Raw genomic sequence first — 20671 nt, forward strand, 5'->3', positions numbered from 1 at the left:
TCAGATCTCCATCGTTACGGCCTGCTGGAGCGCGCGTGCCACCACACGCTTGCCGAGCGCGATCTTGAAGCCGTTGTGCCGGCGGCCGCGGGCATCAGCAAAGGCGGCCTCGGCGACGCGCTGTGCCAGCGCTTCGTCGAACTTCTGTCCCTTCAACAGCGCCTCGGCCTCACGCGCGCGCCAGGGCACGGTGGCGACGCCGCCAAGCGCGACGCGCGCGTCCCGAATCGTGCCATCCCGGACGTCGAGCGCTATCGCAGCTGATGACAGTGCGAATTCGAAGGATTGCCGGTCGCGCGTCTTGAGATACACCGAGCGCGGCCAGCGGCCGGAAATCGAGAATGCCGAGATCAGCTCGCCGGGCTGAAGCGCAGTCTCGATATCAGGCGTGCTGCCCGGCGCCTTGTGAAGCTGCGCGAACGGCATGCTGCGCGTACCGGCCTTGCCGGTGATCTCGACCATCGCATCGAGCGCGATCAGCGCCTGCGCGAAATCGCCGGGATAGGTCGCGACGCAATGTTCGGAGACGCCGAGCACCGCATGCATGCGGTTGATACCATCCATTGCGGCACAGCCGGAGCCGGGATTGCGCTTGTTGCAGTTCTCATAAGAGACATCGCGAAAGTAGTTGCAGCGCGTCCGCTGCATCACGTTGCCGCCGAGCGTTGCCATGTTGCGCAGCTGGGCGCTGGCGGCGAGCTTCAGCGAATCCGCGATCACCGGATAGCTGCGCTGGATCTCGGCATGCGCGGCGACGTCGGACATCCTTGCCAGCGCGCCGAGGCGCAAGCCATCATCGCCTGGCGCGATCGCCGACCAGGCGTTGGCCAGCGGATTGATGTCGACGATCGCAGTGGGCCGCATCACGTCGAGCTTCATCAGATCGATCAGCGTGGTGCCGCCGGCAAGCGGCTGCGCCGACGCCTTCGTCAGTGGATCGTTGGCGGCCGCGGCGGCGCCGAGCGCTCGCACGGCCATGTCGGGGTCTGATGCTCTCTGGTACGAAAACGGTCGCATGCGCCTAGCCTTTCATGATCTCGGGCGCGGCCTGCTTCACGGCGGCGACGATGTTGGGATAGGCGGCGCAGCGGCAGATGTTGCCGCTCATGTATTCGCGGATGTCGGCCTCGCTGCCGGCATGGCCCTCCTTCACGCACGCGATCGCCGACATGATCTGACCGGGCGTGCAATAGCCGCACTGGAACGCATCATGGTCGATGAAGGCCTGCTGCATCGGGTGCAAGCGGTCGTCGGTGGCGAGGCCTTCGATGGTCGTGATCTCCTGCCCTTCGGCGGCCAGGGCCAGCGTCAGGCACGACACCACGCGGCGATCGTCGATCAGCACCGTGCAGGCGCCGCACTGGCCGTGGTCGCAGCCCTTCTTGCTGCCGGTGAGCTTGAGATGTTCGCGTAAGGCATCGAGCACCGTGGCGCGCGCATCGATGCTCAGGCGCTTGTCCGTGCCGTTGACGCGCAGTGTGACCTCGACGGGAAGCGACGGATCCTGCGCCGCTGGCGCCCGCGCGTCCTCGGGCGCCGCGCGCGCCGTCATCGGAATCAGCGCGCTGCCAGCCGCGCCGGCCATGAAGGCGCGTCGGTCGAATCCGGATGATCTGGAACCTGGTTTGTCGGGCATGGCAGGCCTCCGCCGCTGATCTGCTAAAGCAGCGCACGCCTGCACCGCTCATCGCCCCTTAACCGGAAGCAATGAGTGCAGTTCCGAATGAGAGAAGGGCGGCGCAGCAAATGCCGCGCCGCCCTTCGTCAACTTTTCCTGATCTCGCGTGGGGAACTGCGCGGCCGATCAATAACCCAGCGCGCAGCCGTCCTTGCGGGGATCGGAGCCGCCGGTGAGCGTGCCCTTGTCCCAATCGATCCAGATCGCCTGGGCGCCGCCGAGCGGGCCGACCACGCTGGTGGTCTTGTGGCCGAGCTTCTTCAGGCCCTCGACGATGGCGGCCGGCACGCTGTCCTCGAGCTGGTACTGGCCCTCGTAGTGCAGACCGCGCGGCATGTCGATCGCCTCCTGCACGTCGCAGCCGTAGTCGAGGATGTTGGTCAGGAGGTGAGTCTGGCCCGTCGGCTGGTACTGGCCGCCCATGACCGCGAACGACATCGTGGAACGGCCGCCCTTGGTGAGCAGGCCCGGCATGATCGTGTGCAGCGGGCGCTTGCCGCCTTCGATGCAGTTGGGATGGCCCGGCTGGATGCGGAAGCCGCCGGCGCGATTCTGGAACAAGACACCGGTCTTGTTCGAGACGATCGCCGAGCCGAAGGAATGCGCAACCGAGTTGATGAACGAGCAGACGTTGCGGTCCTTGTCTACGACCGTGATGTAGATGGTCGAGGGATTCATCGGCGGCGCGACGTTCGGCAGGTCGAGCATGCCGTCCATGCGGATCTTGCTGATGTACTCGTCGGCAAAGCCCTTCTCGAGCATCTCGGCGACGTTGATCTTCATGTGCGCAGGCGAGGCAACATGCATCTCGCGGTTCATGTAGGCGATGCGTGCCGCTTCCGCCTCGAGATGGAAGCGCTCGACGCTCACTGGCGCATACTTGGTCAGATCGAAGCGCGACAGGATGTTGAGCATCAAGAGCGCGGTGACGCCCGGGCCGTTCGGCGGGCACTGCCAGACGTCGTAGCCCTTGTACATGGTGCCGATCGGCGTGGTCACTTCGGTCGTGTGCACGGCGAAATCGTCGAGCGTGTGCAGGCCACCGATGCCCCTGAGGGTCTCGACCATGTCCTCCGCGATCTCGCCCTTGTAGAAGGCGTCGCGGCCGTTCTTGGCGATCGCGCGCAGCGTCTTGCCGAGCTCGGCCTGGCGGATGACGTCGCCTGCGACCGGCGGCTGGCCGCCCGGCAACAAATAGCGCACGGTGTTGGTGCCATTCTTCAGCTTCTCGAACTGGTTCTTCCAGTCGAAGGCGATGCGGGGCGCGACGACATAACCTTCCTCGGCCGCCTTGATCGCAGGCTGCAGCAGCCGGTCGAAACCGAACTTGCCGTGATCGCGCAGCACGGTGGCAAAGGCGTCGATCACGCCGGGGATCGAGACCGCATGCGCCGAGGTGAGCGGCACGGAGTTGATCTTGCGCTCGAGATACCAGTCGGCATTCGCCGCCTTCGGCGCGCGGCCGGAGCCGTTATAGGCGACGATCTTGCCCTCGCCCCGCGGCTGGATCAGCGCAAAGCAATCCCCGCCGATGCCGGTCGATTGCGGCTCGATCACGCCGAGCAGGGCCGAGCCGGCGACCGCCGCGTCCACCGCGGTGCCGCCCTCGCGCAGCACCTCGATCGCGGCGAGCGAGGCCTGCGGATGCGAGGTCGCCACCATCGCGTTGGTGGCGTGAACCGTGGACCTGCCGGGGAAATGGAAGTTTCTCATCGAATGTCTTGCTCTCTTGGCCGTCGGCGCGATGGGCGCGCCATCTCGAAAACCGCGTCTACATGACACATTCCCGCCCGGCGGGGCAATGCTGGCATACCAGGAAAATGGCAGCCATCCGCTGGGCGTATAGACCTTTTTCCGGCTTTCGCGATGCGGGTTTTCCGGGCGCCGTCGGCCTGCTAAACGAGCGGCCATGAATACGGCTTACAAGGTCTGCGCCTTCTATCAATTCGTCGCCCTCCCGGATTACCGCGAGCTGCGCGAGCCGCTGCGCGCCTGCTGCGCCGGCCTTGGGCTGAAGGGCAGCGTGTTGCTGGCGCAGGAGGGCATCAACGGCACGATCGCCGGTGCGCCGGAGGCGATCGACGCCTTCGCTCATGAGCTCGCACACGGCGACATGTTCGGCGGCAGGCTCGTCAATCTCGAATTGAAGTTTTCCGCTGCTGAGGCGATGCCGTTCGGACGGTTGAAGGTGCGGCTGAAGAGGGAGATCGTCACGCTGGGCGATGCGGCCGCCGATCCGACCCGCCAGGTCGGCACCTATGTCGACGCGCGCGAATGGAACGCGCTGATCGCGGCACCCGATACCCTAGTGCTCGACACCCGCAACGCCTTCGAGGTCGCGATGGGGACGTTCGAGGGCGCGGTCGATCCCGGCATCAAGAGCTTCGGCCAGTTCAAGGACTTTGCCGCCGAGCGGCTCGATCCGACACGGCACCGCAGGATCGCGATGTTCTGCACCGGCGGCATTCGCTGCGAGAAGGCGAGCGCGCATCTGCTCGCGCGGGGCTTTGCCGAGGTCTATCACCTCAGGGGCGGCATTCTGAGATATCTGGAAGAGGTGCCGGAGGCGGAGAGCCGCTGGCGCGGCGAATGCTTCGTGTTCGACGAGCGCGTGGCGATCGGCCACGGTTTGCGCGAGCGAAACAAGGACGTAACGCGTGACGAATGAGATCAAGACGCTGAGCGAGCGCATCGACAGGCTGGAGACGCGCCTCGCCTATCAGGACGACACGATCGAGACGTTGAACCAGACCATCACCGCGCAGTGGAAGCAGATCGACAGGCTGACGCGACAGATCGCGGAGCTCAATGCTCGGCTGCAGGAGGCCGAGGCAAATGCGCCAGGGCCGGCCAACGAGCCTCCGCCGCATTATTGAGCGGGTTACTGGCCGGACGCCTTGGGCAGCAGGTCCATGACCTCGCCGGACGTCACCAGGCGGTTGCGGCCTGCGGCCTTGGCGGCATAGAGCGCCCGGTCGGCAGCTTCGACCAGCGCAGCGACTCCCGCGGTTCGTTCGAACGCCGGCCGGCAGGCTGCGCCGCCGAGCGAGGCAGTGACGCATCCAGCCACGAGGTTGCTGCCATGAGCGAGGCCGGCCTCGTGAATGGCGCTGCGGATCCGTTCGCCGACCGCGGCGCAGCCGGCGGCGTCGATGTTCGGCAGCAGCATGGCGAATTCCTCACCGCCATAACGCGCGGCCAGATCGCCGACGCGCTGCGCTTCGGTCGCGATGATCTTTGCGATCAGGCGCAGGCACGCATCGCCCGCGGGATGGCCGTATTCGTCGTTGTAGGCCTTGAAGTGGTCTACGTCGATCATCAGCAAGGCAAGGCTGGAGCGGTCGCGATAGGCACGCGCCCATTCCTCCTTCAGACGCTCGTCGAAGCGGCGGCGATTGGCAAGGCCGGTGAGGCTGTCCTCGATCGCCAGCGTCTCGAGTCTGGTTTCCAGCTTCTTGTGCTCGGTGATGTCGCGGGAGATCGCGACTACACCGTCGACGCGGCCATCGTCCTTGCGCGTCACCCGCATGGTCGATTCCAGCCAGATCTCGCCGTTCTGCCGGTGCGAGTTGCGGTAGGTGAGACGCGCCTCCTCCTTCTCGCCGCGCTTCATGGCGTCGACGATCGCCTGGACCTCCGGCAGATCCTCCGGATTGACACCCGCGAGGGCCGGCGAACCGATCAGCTGGTTTGGACGCCAGCCGACGACGCGGACCGACGAGGGCGAGACATAGCGCAGCCGCTCATCGAGGCCGATGCGGGTCACCATGTCGCTGGAGCCTTCGGCCAGCAGGCGGAAATGCGCCTCCGTCTCGGCCAGCGCGACGGCCATGCGCTGGCCGCGCTGCAACTGCCGCACCAGCACGCCGCCGATCACCGCGATCAGCATCACCAGAGCGAGCACGTAGAGCATGCGGGAGATTGCCGCCGCCCGCCAGGGCCCGAGCAACTCGTCCTTGTCGACGGTGGCGAGCAGGAGGAGCGGGAAGCGGCTGCTGCGATTGAAAAAGCTGACGCGTTCGGCGCCGTCCAGCGGCGACGTGAAATGATAGGCGCCGCTCGGCCGTTGCAGGCTCGGCTCGCGGAACAGCGGCTTGTCGGCGACGCTACGCCCGACGAATGTCCCGTTGCTGGGATTGCGCGCGACGATCAGGCCGTCGCCATGCGCCAGTGACACGGAGCTGTTGCGGCCGATCTCGAACTGCTCGTAGAAATGCGACAGATATTTCGAGCTGATGGTCGCGAGCACCACGCCGCCGAAGCTGCCGTCCTGCTTGTTGAAGCGGCGTGACAGGGTGACGACCCATTCGCCGTCCAGCAGGCTCTTCACGGGACGGCCGACATGGGCCTCGCGCTTCGGCGAAAGCTGGTGATATCGGAAGAAAGCATCGTCGCTGAAGGTGGCGCCGGTCGTACCGGGCGAGGTCAGCCAGTTGCCCTGATCGTCGATGATGGCGAGGCTGTGAATGCGCGCGATCGCCTTCTTGCGCGCGTCCAGCAAGGTGCGCAGCTTCGCGATCGTGGCCGGCGCTGTGCCGTCCATCTCCAACCGGCTGACCACGCCGACGACGCCGGAATCCAAGAGATCGAGGCTGTCCTCGGCATGCTGGGTCAGCGAACGCGCAACGTTCGCCATCTCCGTCTCGGCGCCCTTGAGCACCGCATCGCGTGCCGCCCATTCACGCCAACCGCTGACGCCGAGGATGGTCGCGCAGGTCAGCGCGACGAAAGCCGCCGCGCGCAGCGGCAGGCGGCTCCATCCGGCTCGTTGGGTAGCACTCATGCGGCAGGGTCCTCCGATCGTTCGGAAACCTCTGCTGCTTCTGTTATTTAATCCTGAAATCCCTACCGGAATACGCGGCGGTTTCCGCCGTTTCCAGTAGTCTTACGGACTCGGCGATCGACGCATCGCTAACAAGACATTAGCAGGCCTATCGGAATCCGGCGCCCCCGACGCCGCTAGCTGAAGATGGCCTTAACCTTGGCCCAGAGCGAAGGATGCTCGGCATCGGCATCGGCCTTCGAGGGCGTCGGCTGCGCGGCGCTCACGGGATCGGAAGCTGGGAACGTGTCCCTCAGCCCGTTGTCGAGCTTGGACTGCCGATCGGCAGCGAGCGCCTCGCGCAGGTCTTCGGCGTGCTTGTCGTGCGGCGCGGGATTGAATGTCTCAGCCATGATCTCCTCCATTGGCTGGTCAACGCGGCCCGATCGTCCAGGTTCCCCTGTTCCGCTGAGGGCCGCGGCGGTGTATCAGGAGGCACAACCCGCTTCAGGACCATTCGTGCCCCAGTCTTCGACGAAACCCTTCATCGACGTTCTCTCCGGCCAGCGCCAGTCCGTCCCGCCGATGTGGATGATGCGCCAGGCCGGGCGCTACCTGCCGGAATATCGCGAAGTGCGCGCCAAGGCGGGCGGCTTCCTCGATCTTTGCTTCAACCCTGAGCTCGCCGCCGAGGTGACGCTGCAGCCGATCCGAAGGTTCGGCTTCGACGCGGCGATCATCTTCTCGGACATTCTGGTGATCCCCTATGCGCTCGGACGTGAGGTGCGGTTCGAGGTCGGCGAAGGCCCGCGGCTCGAGCCGCTGGACGATCCGGCCAAGGTGGCGACGCTGGCCCCGCGCGCAGATTTCGGCAAGCTCGAGCCGGTGTTCGAGGCGCTGAAGATCGTGCGCGGCGCGCTCGATCCCAGGACCGCGCTGATCGGCTTCTGCGGCGCGCCCTGGACGGTGGCGACCTACATGGTCGCGGGCCACGGCACACCGGACCAGGCGCCGGCCCGGATGATGGCCTACCGGCATCCGGAAGCTTTCTCAGAGATCATCGACGTGCTGGTCGAGAATTCGGTTCAGTATCTGCTGGCACAGCTCGCCGCCGGCGCCGATGCGTTGCAGATCTTCGACACCTGGGCCGGCGTGCTGCCGCCGACCGAGTTCGCGCGCTGGTCGGTCGAGCCGACGCGGCGCATCGTGGAGGGTGTGCGCGCGAAAGTGCCGGACGCGAAGATCATCGGCTTCCCGCGCGGCGCCGGCGCGCTGCTGCCGGCCTATGTCGAGGCGACCGGCGTCGATGCGGTCAGCATCGACTGGACCGCGGAGCCGGCCTTCATCCGCGAGCGGGTGCAGAGCAAGGTCGCGGTGCAGGGCAATCTCGATCCTCTGGTGCTGATCACGGGCGGCGCCGCGCTCGACCGCGCGGCCGACAATGTGCTGGCCAATTTTGCTGCCGGGCGGCTGATCTTCAACCTCGGCCACGGCATCCAGCCGGAAACGCCGATCGCCCATGTCGAGCAGATGATCAGGCGCGTGCGGGGTTGAAAACAAAAACCGCGAAAACAACCCCATGCACAGTAGCCAAGTCATTGAAAACCTTGAACTGGCATGACTCGCTTGTGCGTTTTGACACGTCGGGCAAAACAGGCGCAGAGCTGGAGCGGGTTAGACGACGGCTCCTCACCACACCCGTCATTGCGAGCGCAGCGAAGCAATCCAGAATCTTTCCGCGGCTAGCACTCTGGATTGCTTCGCTGCGCTCGCAATGATGACGGCGATGGCGAAAAGCGTGTCAGCGCGGCCGGCTGCGCTCGATGATCTCCGCTGCACCCTTCGCCAGCAGGTCCAGTCCCACCGCACGACCGAGCTCGCGCGGGCGGTTGGCGGGGCCGGTGCACGAGGCTTCGATGATGGTGTTACCGGAGAGATCGAGCACCGAGGCGATGAGCGACATCTGATCGCCTGTGATGGTCGAGAAGCCCGCCACCGGCGAATTGCAGTGGCCGTTGAGCACCCACAGCACCTCGCGCTCGGCGTCGGCGGAAGCATGCGCAGAGGCGTCGTCGATCGACGACAGGACCTGTCGCGTTTGCCAGTCCTGCGCGGCGCATTCGACCGCGACGATGCCCTGCCCTGCCGCCGGCAGCATCTCCACCGCGGTGAATTCGTAGGCGATGCGATGCGCCAGCCCGACGCGATCCAGGCCCGAGCGCGCCATGATCAGCGCGTCGGCCGGCCCGACTGCCCCGCCATCCGGAAGGCGCTGCTTCTCGCCATTGTCGAGTTTCCGCACCCTTGTGTCGGCGGCCCCACGGAAATGGATCACGTCCACCTGCGGGAACAACCGCCGCGCATAGGCGGCGCGACGGACGGCGTTGGTGCCAATCTTGAAGCCTTTGCCGCGGGACTGGCGTAGCGCTTCCAACGTCACGCCGTGGCGCAGCACCAGCGCGTCGCTCGGCGGATCGCGCGACAGCGTGGCACCGATGACAAGGCCGGGCGTGTCCTCGTTGCCGGGCATGTCCTTCAGCGAATGCATCGCTGCCTGGAGCTCACCCGACAGCACCGCGGCGCGGATCTGAGCCACGAAGGCCCCGCCCTTGCCGCCATGCGGCAACAGCTTGCTGGTCTGGTCGAGATCTCCCGTGGTGTCGAACTTGACGATCTCGACGTCGAGACCGGGCACGGCGGCGGTCAGGCGGCGCGCAATCTCTTCCGTCTGTGCCAGCGCCATGGCGCTCTTGCGTGTGCCGATCTTGAATCGCGTAGCCAAGTCCAAACCCTCTCAAGCAGCGAAGTTTATCGCGCATCCTCCAATATCATGTCGGAGGCCTTTTCGGCGATCATGATGATCGGCGCATTGGTGTTCCCCGACACCAGATCCGGCATGATCGAGCCGTCGACGACACGCAAGGCTTCGAGTCCCCTCACCTTCAGCCGCTGATCGACCACGGCGAGCGCATCGTTGCCCATACGACAGGTCGAGGTCGGATGATAGATGGTGCTGCCCCGGTCGCGGCAATAGTCCAGGATCTCGGCGTCCGTGGATACCTTCGCCCCGGGATCGTACTCGTCCACCACGAACGGCTTCAGCGCCGGTGCGTTCAACATCTTGCGCAGGATCTTGATGCCTTCGACATTGGTGGTGCGGTCGGTCTCGGTGGACATGTAGTTGATGCGGATCTCCGGCGGCACGGTCGGGTCTGCGCTCTTGATGCGCAAGGTGCCGCGGCTCTCGGGCCGGAGCTGGCACACCGACGCCGTGAATCCGGAGAAGGCGTGCAGCTTCTCGCCCATCTTGTCGGTCGAGAACGGCAGGAAGTGCACCTGGATGTCGGGCGAGGCGAGGCGCGGACTGGTCTTGAAGAATGCGCCCGCCGTGCCGGCTGCGATCGTCAGCCAGCCCTTCCGAAACAGCGCGTAGCGCGCGCCGGCCATGGTGCGGCGAAGCGGATGATTGATGGTGTCGTTGAGCGTGATCTTCTGCGAGCAGCGCATCACGATGCGGACCTGCATGTGATCCTGCAGATCGTGACCGACGCCCGGTGCGTCCAGCACCACATCGATGCCGTGCCGGCGCAGGAGATCGCCGGGGCCGACGCCGGAGACCTGGAGCAGCTGCGGCGAATTGTAGGCGCCGCTCGACAGCACCACCTCCTTGCGCGCGCGGGCGCGGCGCAAGGAGGCGCCTTGCCGGTATTCGACGCCGACCGCCCGGCGCCCTTCGAACAGGATGCGCTGAGCGTGTGCGGAGGTCTCGATTTTGAGGTTGCTGCGCGCCCTCGCGGGACCGAGATAGGCGACCGAAGTCGAGGCGCGGCGGCCGTTGCGCGTCGTGGTCTGGAACAGGCCGACGCCTTCCTGCGTCGCGCCGTTGAAGTCAGGATTGTAGGGCAGGCCGGTCTGGACTGCGGCATCGATGAAGGCTTTTGACAACGGATCGGTCACGATCATGTTGGACACCGGCAGCGGCCCGCCCGTGCCGTGATAATGATCGGCGCCCCGCGACTGGTTCTCGGCCTTCTTGAAATAGGGCAGCACGTCGTCATAGCCCCAGCCGGTGTTGCCGAGCTGGCGCCAGCGGTCGTAATCCTCGTGCTGGCCGCGGACATAGAGCAGGCCATTGATCGAGCTCGATCCGCCCAGCGTTTTTCCGCGCGGCTGGAATATCTGACGACCCTTCAGCTCGGGCTCCGGCTCGGTCTGGTACATCCAGTTGACGCTCTTCTCCTTGAACAGCTTGCCGTAGCCGAGCGGGACGTGGATCCAGATGTTGGAATCCTTCGGGCCGGCCTCGAGCAGCAGCACGCTGTGCTTGCCGTTCGCCGAAAGCCTGTTGGCGAGCACGCAGCCGGCGGAGCCGGCGCCGACGATGATGTAGTCGAATTCGGGATCGGTGTGTGCGAGGGAGGAAGTTGCGTTCATGCGCTACTGTTCTTCTTGTTGGCGTGGGCGTTTCCGACTTCACCTCTCCCCGGCGGGGAGAGGTCGGATTGCGCGCGGCGATGCGCAGCATCGTCCGTAGCAATCCGGGTGAGGGGCCGCAACGGAAAGTGAGACCGTAACCCCTCACCCGGATCGCATCTTCGATGCGATCCGACCTCTCCCTACGGGAGAGGTGAAGCGAACTCGGAGTCGACACCACCCACATAGCTGGCTCCGCGTTAAGGCGATCATGCCTTGACGCGCAGCGCTTCCACCAGCGACTTGAACGCACGGGCATATTCCGCGCCCGCCTTTGCGGTATCGGCGCGTCCGGCGCAGGCGACCGCGGCCTCCGTGACCGCCCCGAGCAGCAGCCGCGCGAGCGGCTCGACAGGCTGCCGTGCGATGAGGCCGGCCTCCATCGCGGCGGAGAGCGTGCGCGGGATCTTGCCGCCAAAGTGCTGCGCATCGATCTCGCGCCAGCGTTCCCAGCCAAGCACCGCCGGGCCATCGCGCAGGATGATCTGGCCGGTCGGCCCCTTGGCGGTCGCTGCGAAGTAGTGCTGGGTGCCGGCGACCATGGCGGCGAGCACGTCCTTCTCGGCGCGTGCCGTGCGGTCGATCTCGGCAACGAGGTCGCGCGAGACCTGATCGAACACGGCCTCGAACACCGATTCCTTGGTCTTGAAGTGATGATAGACCGCGCCCTTGGCGACCGAAGCGCCTTCGGCAATGTCGTCCATGGTGGTGGCGGCAAAGCCGTGCGTCCCAAACAGGCGCCGCGCCGCCGTCAGGATCGCCTCCGATGTCGCCGCCCGCCGTTCCGCCTGTTTGGCCATGCGTCCTCATCTGGAGCCGCGGGTTTGCTCGACCTCTCCCGCTTGCGGGAGAGGTCGGCGCGAAGCGCCGGGTGAGGGCTCTCTCCTCTTGGGGGTTCTTCATTGCGGAGGCACCCCCACCCCAGCCCTCCCCCGCAAGCGGGAGAGGGGGCCGACCTTCTTCGCGGACGCACCTCAATTTGATCAAGTGAAGCTCTAATCGAATTTGCCGCGGGCGGCCAGTTGACTTTTCGACTATCGGTCGGTATTTACCGACCATCAGTCGGTTTTAGCCTTGAGGTGACAACATGCCGAGCCGAGAGATCGTCGAAGCCTTTGCAAAGCGGCTGGAGGATGGCGACTTCGTCGGCGCGATCCTCGACTACTACACCCCCGACGCATCAACCTATGAGAACCTCGCCGCGCCCGTGGTCGGACGCGACAAGCTCGCGGACAAGGAGCGCGGCGTGCTGGCGGCGTTCAAGGAGGTCACTGCCGTGCGCCTCGGCCCGAGCCTGATCGATGGCGACATTGTCGCCAGTCGCTGGAAATTCTCCTTCACCAACGCCGAGGGCGTGACACGGACGCTGGAGGAGATCGCGTGGCAGACCTGGCGAGGCAATGAGATCATCGAGGAGCGCTTCTTCTACGATCCGAAGCAACTCGGACGCTGATCAGGATTTCCCTATCGGTACAGCATGACCACGGCAATGCCGACGAGAGGCGCAAGAAACTGAACGGCCTGCCATGCAGAGCCGGTGATGGACCACCGTCCATAGACGATGGTGCCGCCGGGCTGCGATGGCGGTCCGGCCCGATCCCTGAAGGCTTTCCATCGCGCCTCGGCGGGCCCGAGAAAATCATCGGGCTTGACTGTCATGTCGGCGCTATTGAGCACGACCTGAATCATCTCGCCTTTCGACTGGAACATGGCCTCGGCCCCGGGCGGCGAGAAGAAGCTGCGCTTCGGGGCGATATGCTGCTCATAGAAGTTCTGACCGACCGTGACGGCAGCAGCATACGGACTGACAAACGGCACCCCCGAGATGCCAGGGACCTCGAGGTGGCCCACCCCACGCACCTCCTGCCAGGGGATGAACAAACCCTTGAGCCAGGGTCTGTGAAAGCGGATGCCCGCGGCAGACATGGAGACGACTGCCCGATCCGCATAGAAGTGCCGGTAGGACGAGAACGCGATCCATCCCAATCCCAAATAGAGCAACATCCAGCCGAAAACGTTCAGCGATGGGTTCACGAGATGGCTCCAATAGAGACTGCGCATCGCGCCGACATAGCTGGAGCCGCCGCCCGACCCGCCGACTATCAAGCTGATCCCACCGATGAGGGCGGAGACGACGATCAGGACAAGGACGCCGATCAACAATTCCAGAAGCAATGGCAGGCCGGACCGTCCGATCAGGGCCGTCAGTGCATAGCCTGCGAACGCCAGACCCAGCAGAGCCAAATAGATCGTGGCCAAAACCGCTCCATTCTGGCCGCGGCTCTCGGCGTGAAGCCCGATCGCAAGGCCGGCGACGCAAGCCCACATGGCCCATGGGACCCGGTCCATCCGCCATTTGTCCATCGTGTATTCGACCGTCGCCGACACCTCGGCTGAAGGCTCGCTCATGGACAGCCCTCGGGATTTCGAATGCATCCGGTGCCGACGCGGCGCACGGCGGCCTGTCGGTCCGCGAAACGTATCACGCGATCGAGGGGGGCGTCTCGATTTGGCCGGGTGCGGCAAAAAGCCGATCGAGGAGCCGCTCTCCGGGAGCCGCTCAGGCCTTGACGCGAGAAGGCAGACTGCCGCCACCGAACACGTCGTATTGTCACTGGCGTGACGCATAGCGCCGCATTTGTATCGATTTGTTATCGATATTCCGTGACGAACACGCAGAAGTGGTTACGGCGCCTCCCGCAGCCGTGGATAATTCATAGTTCGTCAAAGGTTTGCGGCAAAGTCTCCGAACCGGCTGGACGAAAGGCCCTGCTGCTAGGCTCTGGGATGCGGACTCAAACGACCAACTATGTCGCTCGGCTGTTCGCCGGCGATCTGTCGGCCTTTGGCGGTCCCGCAGCCGACGAGGCCGTCGCCGGGCAAATCCGCGCCGAGCAGATGTCGCTGGTGCTCGGCTATTCGGTCGGCATCATGCTGGCCAATGCCTGCAACGCCATCGTGCTCGCGATCGCGCTGTGGCCGTCGCCGGACAGGATCCCTGCGCTGATCTGGGCGGCTTCCGTCGCCGGCGCCGCGATCGCGTTCGGCCTGCAATCGCACGCGGCGCGCCGCATCACCAAGCCGCAATTCGTCTCGCGTCGCGCGATGCACCGGCTGGTGCGCAACGCCTTCATCCTCGGCGCCGCCTGGGGCATCGTCCCGGTCGCCTTCTTCGCCGGCGCTTCGACCGGCGGCCAGCTCGTCATTACCTGCCTGTGCGCGGGCATGCTGGCCGGCGGGGCACTCGCCTTCGCCACCATCCCGATCGCGGCGATCGCCTTCACGGCGCCGATCTTCCTCGGTATCGCCATCTGCCTCGGCCGGAACGGCGATCTCGCCTTTCTCCTGATCGCCTTTCTCGTCGTGGTCTACGGCAGCGTCCTGCTGCGCAGCGTGTTCGTCAATTCGTTCTCGTTCGCCCGGCGCGTGATGCGGCAGATCGAGGCCGAGCGCACGGTGCGGCTGGATCCCCTGACCCATCTGCCCAACCGCGTCGCCTTCAATGAAACGCTCGACGCCGCGCTCAAGCGGCTGGCGCTATCGGGTGAGGAATTCGCGGTGCTCCTGCTCGATCTCGACCGCTTCAAGGAGGTCAACGACCAGTTCGGCCATCCTGCCGGCGACGAATTCCTGGTCCAGGTGGCAAACCGCCTGCAACGCTGCACGCGCGCCGCCGAGCACGTCGCGCGCATCGGCGGCGACGAGTTCGCGCTGGTGATGGCCAACCTGACGCGGCCGGAGGATGCGCTCGAGATCGCCGAACGCTTCGTCGCGGCCTTCGCCGAACCGTTCCAGATCGAGGGCCGTCAGATCGTCGGCGCAACCAGCGTCGGCATCGTGCTGGCGCCGCGCGACGGCAACACGCCGCTCGATCTCATGAAGAATGCCGATGCCGCGCTCTACCGCGCCAAGAAGGCCGGGCCGGGCACGGTCTGCTTCTTCGAGCAAGCCGATGACAGGTCGTCCCGCGAACGCAAGGCGCTGCAATCGGACCTCACAGGCGCGATCGCGCGCGACGAGCTGTTCCTGGTGTTCCAGCCGTTCCTGGATCTCGGCAGCAACCGCATCACCGGCTTCGAGGCACTGCTGCGCTGGCAGCATCCCACGCGCGGGCTGGTGCCGCCGACCGAGTTCATCGCCATCGCGGAGGAGACCGGGCTGATCCACGAGATCGGCGAATGGGTCATCCGCCGCGCCTGCGCGACGGTTGCGGAGTGGCCCGAAGAGATCAGGGTCGCCGTGAATTTCTCGGCCGCGCAGTTTCACAACACGGCCATCCTCCAGACCATCGTGGAGGCGCTCGCCGAGACCAGGATCGCCCCGCATCGGCTCGAGATCGAGATCACGGAATCGATGCTGCTGTCGAAATACGGCTCGGCCGCGACGGTCCTGAACGCGCTGCTGGAGCTCGGCGTCACCGTGGCGCTGGACGATTTCGGCACCGGCTTCTCCTCGCTGACCTACCTGCGCAAGCTGCCGTTCAGCCGCATCAAGATCGACCAGTCCTTCATCCGCGACATGCTGGTGCAGCCGGACTGCGCGGCGATCGTGAAGTCGGTGATTTCGCTCGCGCGCGATTTGCAGATCGGCGTGGTGGCGGAGGGCGTCGAGACCGCCGACCAGCTCGAATATCTCCGGCAAATCAGTTGCGACGAGGTGCAGGGCTATCTGATCAGCCGGCCGGTGGCGGCGGACGGGGTGATGGCGCTGCTGGAGACGAAGAAGTATCGGGCGAATTTCGCGGCGTAGGAAAAATTGTGCCTCGGTCCGGCGACTCGGGAGGTACGCTCCCTCCCCCGCTTGCGGGGGAGGGCTGGGGAGAGGGCTGTCTCCATGGCGGGACTCCCCCAGAGGAGAGAGCCCTCACCCGCGCCTTCGGCGCGACCTCTCCCGCAAGCGGGAGAGGTGGAGCACGCGGCGTCGTCCATTCCTCCTAAGTCCATTCCTCCTAAGAGAGTCCCGCTCCGGCCTCGGTCAAACCGCATCCGCCCGGAGCAGCGTGTCCACCGTGATCGTGCCGCGCGCGCGGGAGACACAGGCGCAGATCTTCTGGTTGGTTTGCTTCTGGTGGTCGCTGAAGAAGACGTCGCGATGGTCGATCTCGCCGTCGACCTCGACCACGTCGATGGCGCAGAGGCCGCATTCGCCGCGCTTGCAATCATACATCACGTCGTGGCCGCTGGCATTGAGCACGTCGAGCATCGAGCGCTCGCGTGGGATTTCGAGCTCGACACCGGAGTCCTTCAGGCGCACGCGGAACGTTTCGGTCGGCAGCGTGCCGCTGGAGCCGAAGGTCTCGTAGCGGAGATCGGGGAGCGGATGGCCGGCGCCGATCCAGGCATGGCGCGCGGCGTCCAGCATGCGCATCGGGCCGCAGAACAGGGCCAGCGCGCCTTGCGGAAGTGAAGCAAACAGCGGGTCGAGATCGAGCCGGTGCCCTTCGTCGCTGGCATGAACCACGAGACGATCGCCGAGCATCGCGGCGAGATCGTCGAGATAGGCGGCCTCGTTGCGCGAGCGCACGGCATAATGCAGGGTCACGTCCGCACCGCGCCGGGCCAGCGCCTGCGCGGCGCCGAGGATCGGGGTGATGCCGATGCCGCCGGCAATCAGGCAATAAGTGTTGCGGGTCCAATCGACCGCGAGCAGCGAGGCCGGCTGGGTGATATCGAGCCGTGCGCCCGGTTGCAAGGACCACATGTAGCGCGAGCCGCCGCGGGAATCCTCAGCACGGCGCACTGCGATCTTCAAGCCCTGCGACGAGGCCTCACCGACCAGCGAATAGGACCGCGTTTCCGGCAGGCCGTCGATGGTGACGCTGACATTGATGTGGCTGCCGACCGGATAGGCCGTGGCCTCGAACTGATCCGGCTTGATCAGGAATTCGCGGACGTTCGGGGTGAGATCGCGGGTGGCGACGAGCGTCGCGGGGGTCCAGGTTTCGATGAAGCGCATAGTGGCTGCCCTCAATCGGTTGCGGTCTTGATCAGCGCGAGCGCCGGCAAGAGGTCGAGATGGGTCCGGTTGCGCAGCGCGAGCCGCAGGTTTCGCACCGCGAGCCGCGCATGCTCGCGCATGACGGCCTCGGCGCGGGCGCCTTCACGGTTCTCGATGGCGTCGATCACGACGCGATGGTGCTCCTGGGCGATGATCAGGATCTGCTGCGCCTCCGGCAGTGCCGATTGCGCCATCACGAAGCCGCTCGGCGAGGCAAACGGCAGCGCCGAGGCGCGGTCGATCTGCCGGATCAGCGGCGGGCTGCGCGACAGTTCCGTGAGCTGGGCATGGAAGCGCGCATTCAGCGTGACGTAGGACGAGAAAGCATCGACCGAGATCGGCACCTGCCGCAGCAGCTCGTCGATTGCAGCGAGGCACTCCTTCAGCGGCTCGAGCTCGCGCGCGGCGACGCCGCGCTCGGCGGCAAAGCGCGCCGCCAGGCCTTCCAGCGTGCCGCGCAGCTCGATGGAATCGGAGATGTCGCGCTCGGAAAACGCCTTCACCATGAAGCCGCCGGAGGGGATGGCCTCGAGCAGGCCCTCCTCCTCCAGCCGCACCAGCGCCATGCGCACCGGCGTGCGCGAAGCGCCGGTCGTCTCCACCGCCTGAAGCTCGGAGATGCGCTCGCCCGGACGCAAGGCGCCCGACAGGATCTGGTCGCGCAACGCGAGCTGCGCCTTCACGGTCTGCGAGATGGAGCGGTCGACCTCACGCTCGGCCATGTTCTACTCCGCGGCCTGAAGGTGCTTTGGGGCGTTTTCCTTCGTCACCATCTTGTCGATCAGCTTGCGCGACCACATCGCGCCGGCATCGATGTTGAGGTTGTAGAAGATGCGATCGGGGTTCTCGTCCATCGCGCGCTGCTGCGCTTCCAGGATCAGCTCGTCCTCGCGGAAGATGCCGGAGACGCCCTCGCGGATCTCGGTGGTGAGGCGCTGCTCACCGAGGCGGTAATTGCGGACGAAGGACCAGAAATAATGGCAGGTCTTCTCGGTCTCAGGCGTGATGGTGTTGAGCACGAAGCCGTTGACGCCCTGCGAGCGGTCGCCTTCCGGCGCACCGGTGCCTGTCGGCGCGACGCCGACGTCGATCGCGATGGTGCACGGCGCCTCGAAGCGGATGATCTGCCACCGGTCGACGAGGCCGGGCTTGCCGAGCTGCTTGGCCCAGAACGGCGGCGGCTCGATGCCGCGCATCCAGCGCGTCACCGTGACCGTCTTCTCGCCATGGGTGACGTCGAACGGCGCCTCGGCCACCGCATCATTGCCGATGGAGGAGCCGTGCACGAAGGTCTCGTGGGTGAGGTCCATGAGATTGTCGAGCACGAGGCGGTAGTCGCAATTGACGTGGATGGTCTTGCCGTCGCCGGCCCAGGCGGGATCGTGATTCCAGTGCATGTCCGGCACCAGCGCGGGATCGGCCAGCGCGGGATCGCCCATCCAGAGCCAGATGTAGCGGTGACGCTCGACCACGGGATAGGCGCGCACGCAGGCCGACGGGTTGATGGTCTCCTGCGAGGGCATGAAGGTGCAGCGGCCCTGCGCGTTGTATTTCAGGCCGTGATAGCCGCAGACGACGGTGTCGCCTTCCAGCCGGCCCTTGGACAGCGGCACGAGGCGATGCCAACAGGCATCCTCCAGCGCGGCCACCGAGCCGTCGGCCTTGCGATACATCACGACATGCTTGCCGCAGATCGTCCGCGGCAACAGCGCCGCCTTGACGTCGGCGTCCCACGCAGCAGCGTACCAGGCGTTCATGGGGAAGGGTTTTGTCATTGTCTCGCTCCCACAGCTTATGAATACGTTATGTATACAATAGCGGAGGGAGAGAATTGTTCAAGGCTGAAATTTCCCTACTATGATACCATTACTCCTTTTAATGTATACATATGTTCCGCATGGCATGCGGCTCCCTTACCCTCCCCTGGAGTGGGAAGGTAGGAAAGCGGCGGCCTCTCGGAACAGCTTACGCGGCGAACACCTTCGCGAGGCCCGCCTGGGCTTCCTCCTGAATCCGTTTCAGGTGCTCGGGGCTGCGGAAGCTTTCGGCGTAGATCTTGTAGACGTCCTCGGTGCCGGACGGCCGCGCGGCGAACCAGCCGAAATCGGTTTCGACCTTGATGCCGCCGAAGGGCTGGCCGTTGCCGGGCGCCTTGCTCAGCGTCGCGCGAACGGGATCGCCGGCGAGATTCTTGAGGCCGAGCTGCTCCGGCGTGACGGATTTCAGGATGTTCTTTTGCGGCCCGGTGGCGGCGACATCGATGCGCGCGTAGTGCGGCATGCCGAACTCGGCGGTGAGCTCATTGAAGATCTGGCTGGGATCGCGGCCGGTCCTGGCCATGATCTCGGCAGCGAGCAGGCCGAGGATGACGCCGTCCTTGTCGGTGGTCCACACCGCGCCGTCGCGGCGCAGGAACGAGGCCCCTGCACTCTCCTCGCCGCCGAAGCCGAAGCCGCCGGTAACGAGGCCGTCGACGAACCATTTGAAGCCGACCGGCGTCTCCACCAGCTTGCGGCCGAGCTTCTTGGCGACGCGGTCGATGATCGAGCTCGACACCACGGTCTTGCCGATCGCGGCGTCCTTGCCCCAGTCCGGACGGTGCGCGAACAGGTAGGAGATCGCGGTCGCCAGGTAATGGTTCGGATTCATCAGCCCGCCGGTGCGCGTGACGATGCCGTGGCGGTCGGCGTCGGTGTCGTTGGCAAAGGCGACGTCGAAGCGGTCGCGCATGCCGATCAGGCTCGCCATCGCGTAAGGCGAGGAGCAGTCCATGCGGATCTTGCCGTCCCAGTCCACCGTCATGAAGCGGAAGGTCGGGTCGATCGCCTCGTTCACGATCGTGGCGTTGAGGCCATAGCGCTCGATGATCGGATGCCAGTAATGCACGGCGGCGCCGCCGAGCGGATCGATGCCGATTTTGACGCCGGCGGATTTGACGAGGTCGAGATCGACGACATTGCCGAGATCGGCGACGTAAGGCGTGACGAAGTCGTAGGCGTGGACATTCGCGGCCTTGCGCGCCTTGGCATAGTCGATGCGCTTCACGTCCTCGAGGTCGCCTGCAAGATAGGCGTTGGCGAGCTTCTCGACGACGCCCGTCACGTCCGTATCGGCAGGCCCGCCATGGGGCGGATTGTATTTGTAGCCGCCATCCTCGGGCGGATTGTGCGAGGGTGTGATGACGACGCCGTCGGCGAGGCCGCTGCTGCGGCCCTTGTTGTAGGTGAGGATCGCATGCGAGATGACCGGCGTCGGCGTGTAGCCGCCGTCCTTGTCGATCATGACCTCGACGCCGTTGGCGGCGAACACCTCGACGGCGCTGACCAGCGCCGGCTCGGCCAGCGCATGGGTGTCGATGCCGATGAAGAGCGGGCCGGTCAGGCCCTTCTCCTTCCGGTAATCGCAAATCGCCTGCGTGGTCGCGAGGATGTGGCCTTCGTTGAAGGTGTTCTTGAACGAGGTGCCGCGATGGCCCGACGTGCCGAACGCCACGCGCTGCGCCGGATCCGATGCATCCGGTCTGTTGGCGAAATAGGCCGTCACCAGCCGCGGAATATTGGTGAGCACGTCCGGCGAGGCCTGCTTGCCCGCCGCGGGATCGACTTCTGCCACTGAAATATCCTCGTCCTGTCGTGAGTGCGGGACACCATAGCATCGGCCCGGCCCCCGCCAAGGGCACAACACGCGCGAGGGGGAAGGCGTTCCTTGGGGGTAGCGAAGGTGGTGCAGCGGGTTCGTGCTATGCTCGGCACCACCACCCG

18 protein-coding genes are annotated in these 20671 nt (G+C 65.6%); 5 read left to right on the forward strand and 13 right to left on the reverse strand.

Annotated elements, in window-relative coordinates:
• The 3 genes from N2602_RS30550 to ggt all read right to left on the reverse strand — a co-directional run bounded on the left by N2602_RS30550 (position 1) and on the right by ggt (position 3391).
• Positions 1 to 978 (reverse strand): xanthine dehydrogenase family protein subunit M, encoded by a 978-nt coding sequence (locus N2602_RS30550; RefSeq protein ID WP_260380375.1) that lies wholly within the window; start codon positions 976 to 978, stop codon positions 1 to 3.
• A gap of 43 nt (positions 979 to 1021) precedes the next feature.
• Positions 1022 to 1636, reverse strand: coding sequence for a (2Fe-2S)-binding protein (locus N2602_RS30555; protein WP_212259489.1), 615 nt, complete (start codon positions 1634 to 1636; stop codon positions 1022 to 1024).
• A gap of 168 nt (positions 1637 to 1804) precedes the next feature.
• Entirely contained in the window at positions 1805 to 3391 is a 1587-nt protein-coding gene (gene ggt / locus N2602_RS30560; RefSeq protein ID WP_172785836.1) for a gamma-glutamyltransferase, read from the reverse strand.
• Between the two features lie 196 nt (positions 3392 to 3587).
• Between ggt and N2602_RS30565 the strand changes: the two genes are divergently transcribed.
• Complete coding sequence (locus N2602_RS30565; RefSeq protein WP_172785835.1) at positions 3588 to 4346, forward strand: rhodanese-related sulfurtransferase; 759 nt, start codon at positions 3588 to 3590, stop codon at positions 4344 to 4346.
• Positions 4336 to 4554: a SlyX family protein gene (locus tag N2602_RS30570; protein ID WP_260380376.1), complete on the forward strand. Its 219-nt coding sequence runs from the start codon at positions 4336 to 4338 to the stop codon at positions 4552 to 4554. Before N2602_RS30565 ends, N2602_RS30570 begins: the two co-directional genes overlap by 11 nt.
• Before the next feature lie 5 nt (positions 4555 to 4559).
• Here N2602_RS30570 and N2602_RS30575 read toward each other — a convergent pair whose 3' ends face one another.
• Positions 4560 to 6461, reverse strand: a complete 1902-nt coding sequence (locus N2602_RS30575) for a diguanylate cyclase (protein WP_260380377.1) — start codon at positions 6459 to 6461, stop codon at positions 4560 to 4562.
• Between the two features lie 176 nt (positions 6462 to 6637).
• Complete coding sequence (locus tag N2602_RS30580) at positions 6638 to 6853, reverse strand: hypothetical protein (protein ID WP_172785832.1); 216 nt, start codon at positions 6851 to 6853, stop codon at positions 6638 to 6640.
• Between the two features lie 106 nt (positions 6854 to 6959).
• Between N2602_RS30580 and hemE the strand changes: the two genes are divergently transcribed.
• Positions 6960 to 7994 (forward strand): uroporphyrinogen decarboxylase, encoded by a 1035-nt coding sequence (gene hemE, locus N2602_RS30585; protein WP_260380378.1) that lies wholly within the window; start codon positions 6960 to 6962, stop codon positions 7992 to 7994.
• A 247-nt stretch (positions 7995 to 8241) separates the two neighbouring features.
• Here hemE and hemC read toward each other — a convergent pair whose 3' ends face one another.
• From hemC to N2602_RS30600, 3 genes are all read right to left on the reverse strand, one after another.
• A complete protein-coding gene (gene hemC / locus N2602_RS30590) occupies positions 8242 to 9222 on the reverse strand; it encodes a hydroxymethylbilane synthase (protein WP_260380379.1) in 981 nt (326 codons plus the stop codon).
• A 26-nt stretch (positions 9223 to 9248) separates the two neighbouring features.
• Complete coding sequence (locus N2602_RS30595; RefSeq protein ID WP_260380380.1) at positions 9249 to 10874, reverse strand: GMC family oxidoreductase; 1626 nt, start codon at positions 10872 to 10874, stop codon at positions 9249 to 9251.
• A gap of 248 nt (positions 10875 to 11122) precedes the next feature.
• Positions 11123 to 11713, reverse strand: a complete 591-nt coding sequence (locus N2602_RS30600; RefSeq protein ID WP_260380381.1) for a TetR/AcrR family transcriptional regulator — start codon at positions 11711 to 11713, stop codon at positions 11123 to 11125.
• 287 nt (positions 11714 to 12000) lie between these two features.
• Between N2602_RS30600 and N2602_RS30605 the strand changes: the two genes are divergently transcribed.
• Entirely contained in the window at positions 12001 to 12366 is a 366-nt protein-coding gene (locus N2602_RS30605) for a nuclear transport factor 2 family protein (protein ID WP_172785825.1), read from the forward strand.
• An 11-nt stretch (positions 12367 to 12377) separates the two neighbouring features.
• Here N2602_RS30605 and N2602_RS30610 read toward each other — a convergent pair whose 3' ends face one another.
• The gene (locus N2602_RS30610) at positions 12378 to 13322 is read right to left on the reverse strand and encodes a hypothetical protein (RefSeq protein ID WP_260380382.1); all 945 of its coding nucleotides are present in this window, start codon (positions 13320 to 13322) and stop codon (positions 12378 to 12380) included.
• Between the two features lie 378 nt (positions 13323 to 13700).
• Between N2602_RS30610 and N2602_RS30615 the strand changes: the two genes are divergently transcribed.
• Positions 13701 to 15662 carry a bifunctional diguanylate cyclase/phosphodiesterase gene (locus N2602_RS30615; RefSeq protein ID WP_260380383.1) on the forward strand — a complete coding sequence of 654 codons (1962 nt, stop codon included), beginning with the start codon at positions 13701 to 13703 and terminating at the stop codon, positions 15660 to 15662.
• A gap of 225 nt (positions 15663 to 15887) precedes the next feature.
• Here N2602_RS30615 and N2602_RS30620 read toward each other — a convergent pair whose 3' ends face one another.
• The 4 genes from N2602_RS30620 to pgm all read right to left on the reverse strand — a co-directional run bounded on the left by N2602_RS30620 (position 15888) and on the right by pgm (position 20522).
• Positions 15888 to 16868 carry a PDR/VanB family oxidoreductase gene (locus N2602_RS30620; RefSeq protein ID WP_172785822.1) on the reverse strand — a complete coding sequence of 327 codons (981 nt, stop codon included), beginning with the start codon at positions 16866 to 16868 and terminating at the stop codon, positions 15888 to 15890.
• An 11-nt stretch (positions 16869 to 16879) separates the two neighbouring features.
• Positions 16880 to 17632 carry a GntR family transcriptional regulator gene (locus N2602_RS30625; protein WP_172785821.1) on the reverse strand — a complete coding sequence of 251 codons (753 nt, stop codon included), beginning with the start codon at positions 17630 to 17632 and terminating at the stop codon, positions 16880 to 16882.
• Between the two features lie 3 nt (positions 17633 to 17635).
• Positions 17636 to 18685 carry an aromatic ring-hydroxylating dioxygenase subunit alpha gene (locus tag N2602_RS30630; RefSeq protein ID WP_260380384.1) on the reverse strand — a complete coding sequence of 350 codons (1050 nt, stop codon included), beginning with the start codon at positions 18683 to 18685 and terminating at the stop codon, positions 17636 to 17638.
• 190 nt (positions 18686 to 18875) lie between these two features.
• Positions 18876 to 20522 (reverse strand): phosphoglucomutase (alpha-D-glucose-1,6-bisphosphate-dependent), encoded by a 1647-nt coding sequence (gene pgm, locus N2602_RS30635; protein ID WP_172785819.1) that lies wholly within the window; start codon positions 20520 to 20522, stop codon positions 18876 to 18878.
• Between the last annotated feature and the right edge of the window lie 149 nt (positions 20523 to 20671).

This window comes from Bradyrhizobium sp. NC92 (genome assembly GCF_025200865.1).
Taxonomy (GTDB): domain Bacteria; phylum Pseudomonadota; class Alphaproteobacteria; order Rhizobiales; family Xanthobacteraceae; genus Bradyrhizobium.

Coding starts and splice junctions, on each gene's coding strand:
- N2602_RS30550 (WP_260380375.1), bottom strand. CDS start 978: ATGGCCGTGCGAGCGCTCGGCGCCGCCGCGGCCGCCAACGATCCACTG.
- N2602_RS30555 (WP_212259489.1), bottom strand. CDS start 1,636: ATGCCCGACAAACCAGGTTCCAGATCATCCGGATTCGACCGACGCGCC.
- ggt (WP_172785836.1), bottom strand. CDS start 3,391: ATGAGAAACTTCCATTTCCCCGGCAGGTCCACGGTTCACGCCACCAAC.
- N2602_RS30565 (WP_172785835.1), top strand. CDS start 3,588: ATGAATACGGCTTACAAGGTCTGCGCCTTCTATCAATTCGTCGCCCTC.
- N2602_RS30575 (WP_260380377.1), bottom strand. CDS start 6,461: ATGAGTGCTACCCAACGAGCCGGATGGAGCCGCCTGCCGCTGCGCGCG.
- N2602_RS30580 (WP_172785832.1), bottom strand. CDS start 6,853: ATGGCTGAGACATTCAATCCCGCGCCGCACGACAAGCACGCCGAAGAC.
- N2602_RS30595 (WP_260380380.1), bottom strand. CDS start 10,874: ATGAACGCAACTTCCTCCCTCGCACACACCGATCCCGAATTCGACTAC.
- N2602_RS30600 (WP_260380381.1), bottom strand. CDS start 11,713: ATGGCCAAACAGGCGGAACGGCGGGCGGCGACATCGGAGGCGATCCTG.
- N2602_RS30605 (WP_172785825.1), top strand. CDS start 12,001: ATGCCGAGCCGAGAGATCGTCGAAGCCTTTGCAAAGCGGCTGGAGGAT.
- N2602_RS30610 (WP_260380382.1), bottom strand. CDS start 13,322: ATGAGCGAGCCTTCAGCCGAGGTGTCGGCGACGGTCGAATACACGATG.
- N2602_RS30615 (WP_260380383.1), top strand. CDS start 13,701: ATGCGGACTCAAACGACCAACTATGTCGCTCGGCTGTTCGCCGGCGAT.
- N2602_RS30620 (WP_172785822.1), bottom strand. CDS start 16,868: ATGCGCTTCATCGAAACCTGGACCCCCGCGACGCTCGTCGCCACCCGC.
- N2602_RS30625 (WP_172785821.1), bottom strand. CDS start 17,632: ATGGCCGAGCGTGAGGTCGACCGCTCCATCTCGCAGACCGTGAAGGCG.
- N2602_RS30630 (WP_260380384.1), bottom strand. CDS start 18,685: ATGACAAAACCCTTCCCCATGAACGCCTGGTACGCTGCTGCGTGGGAC.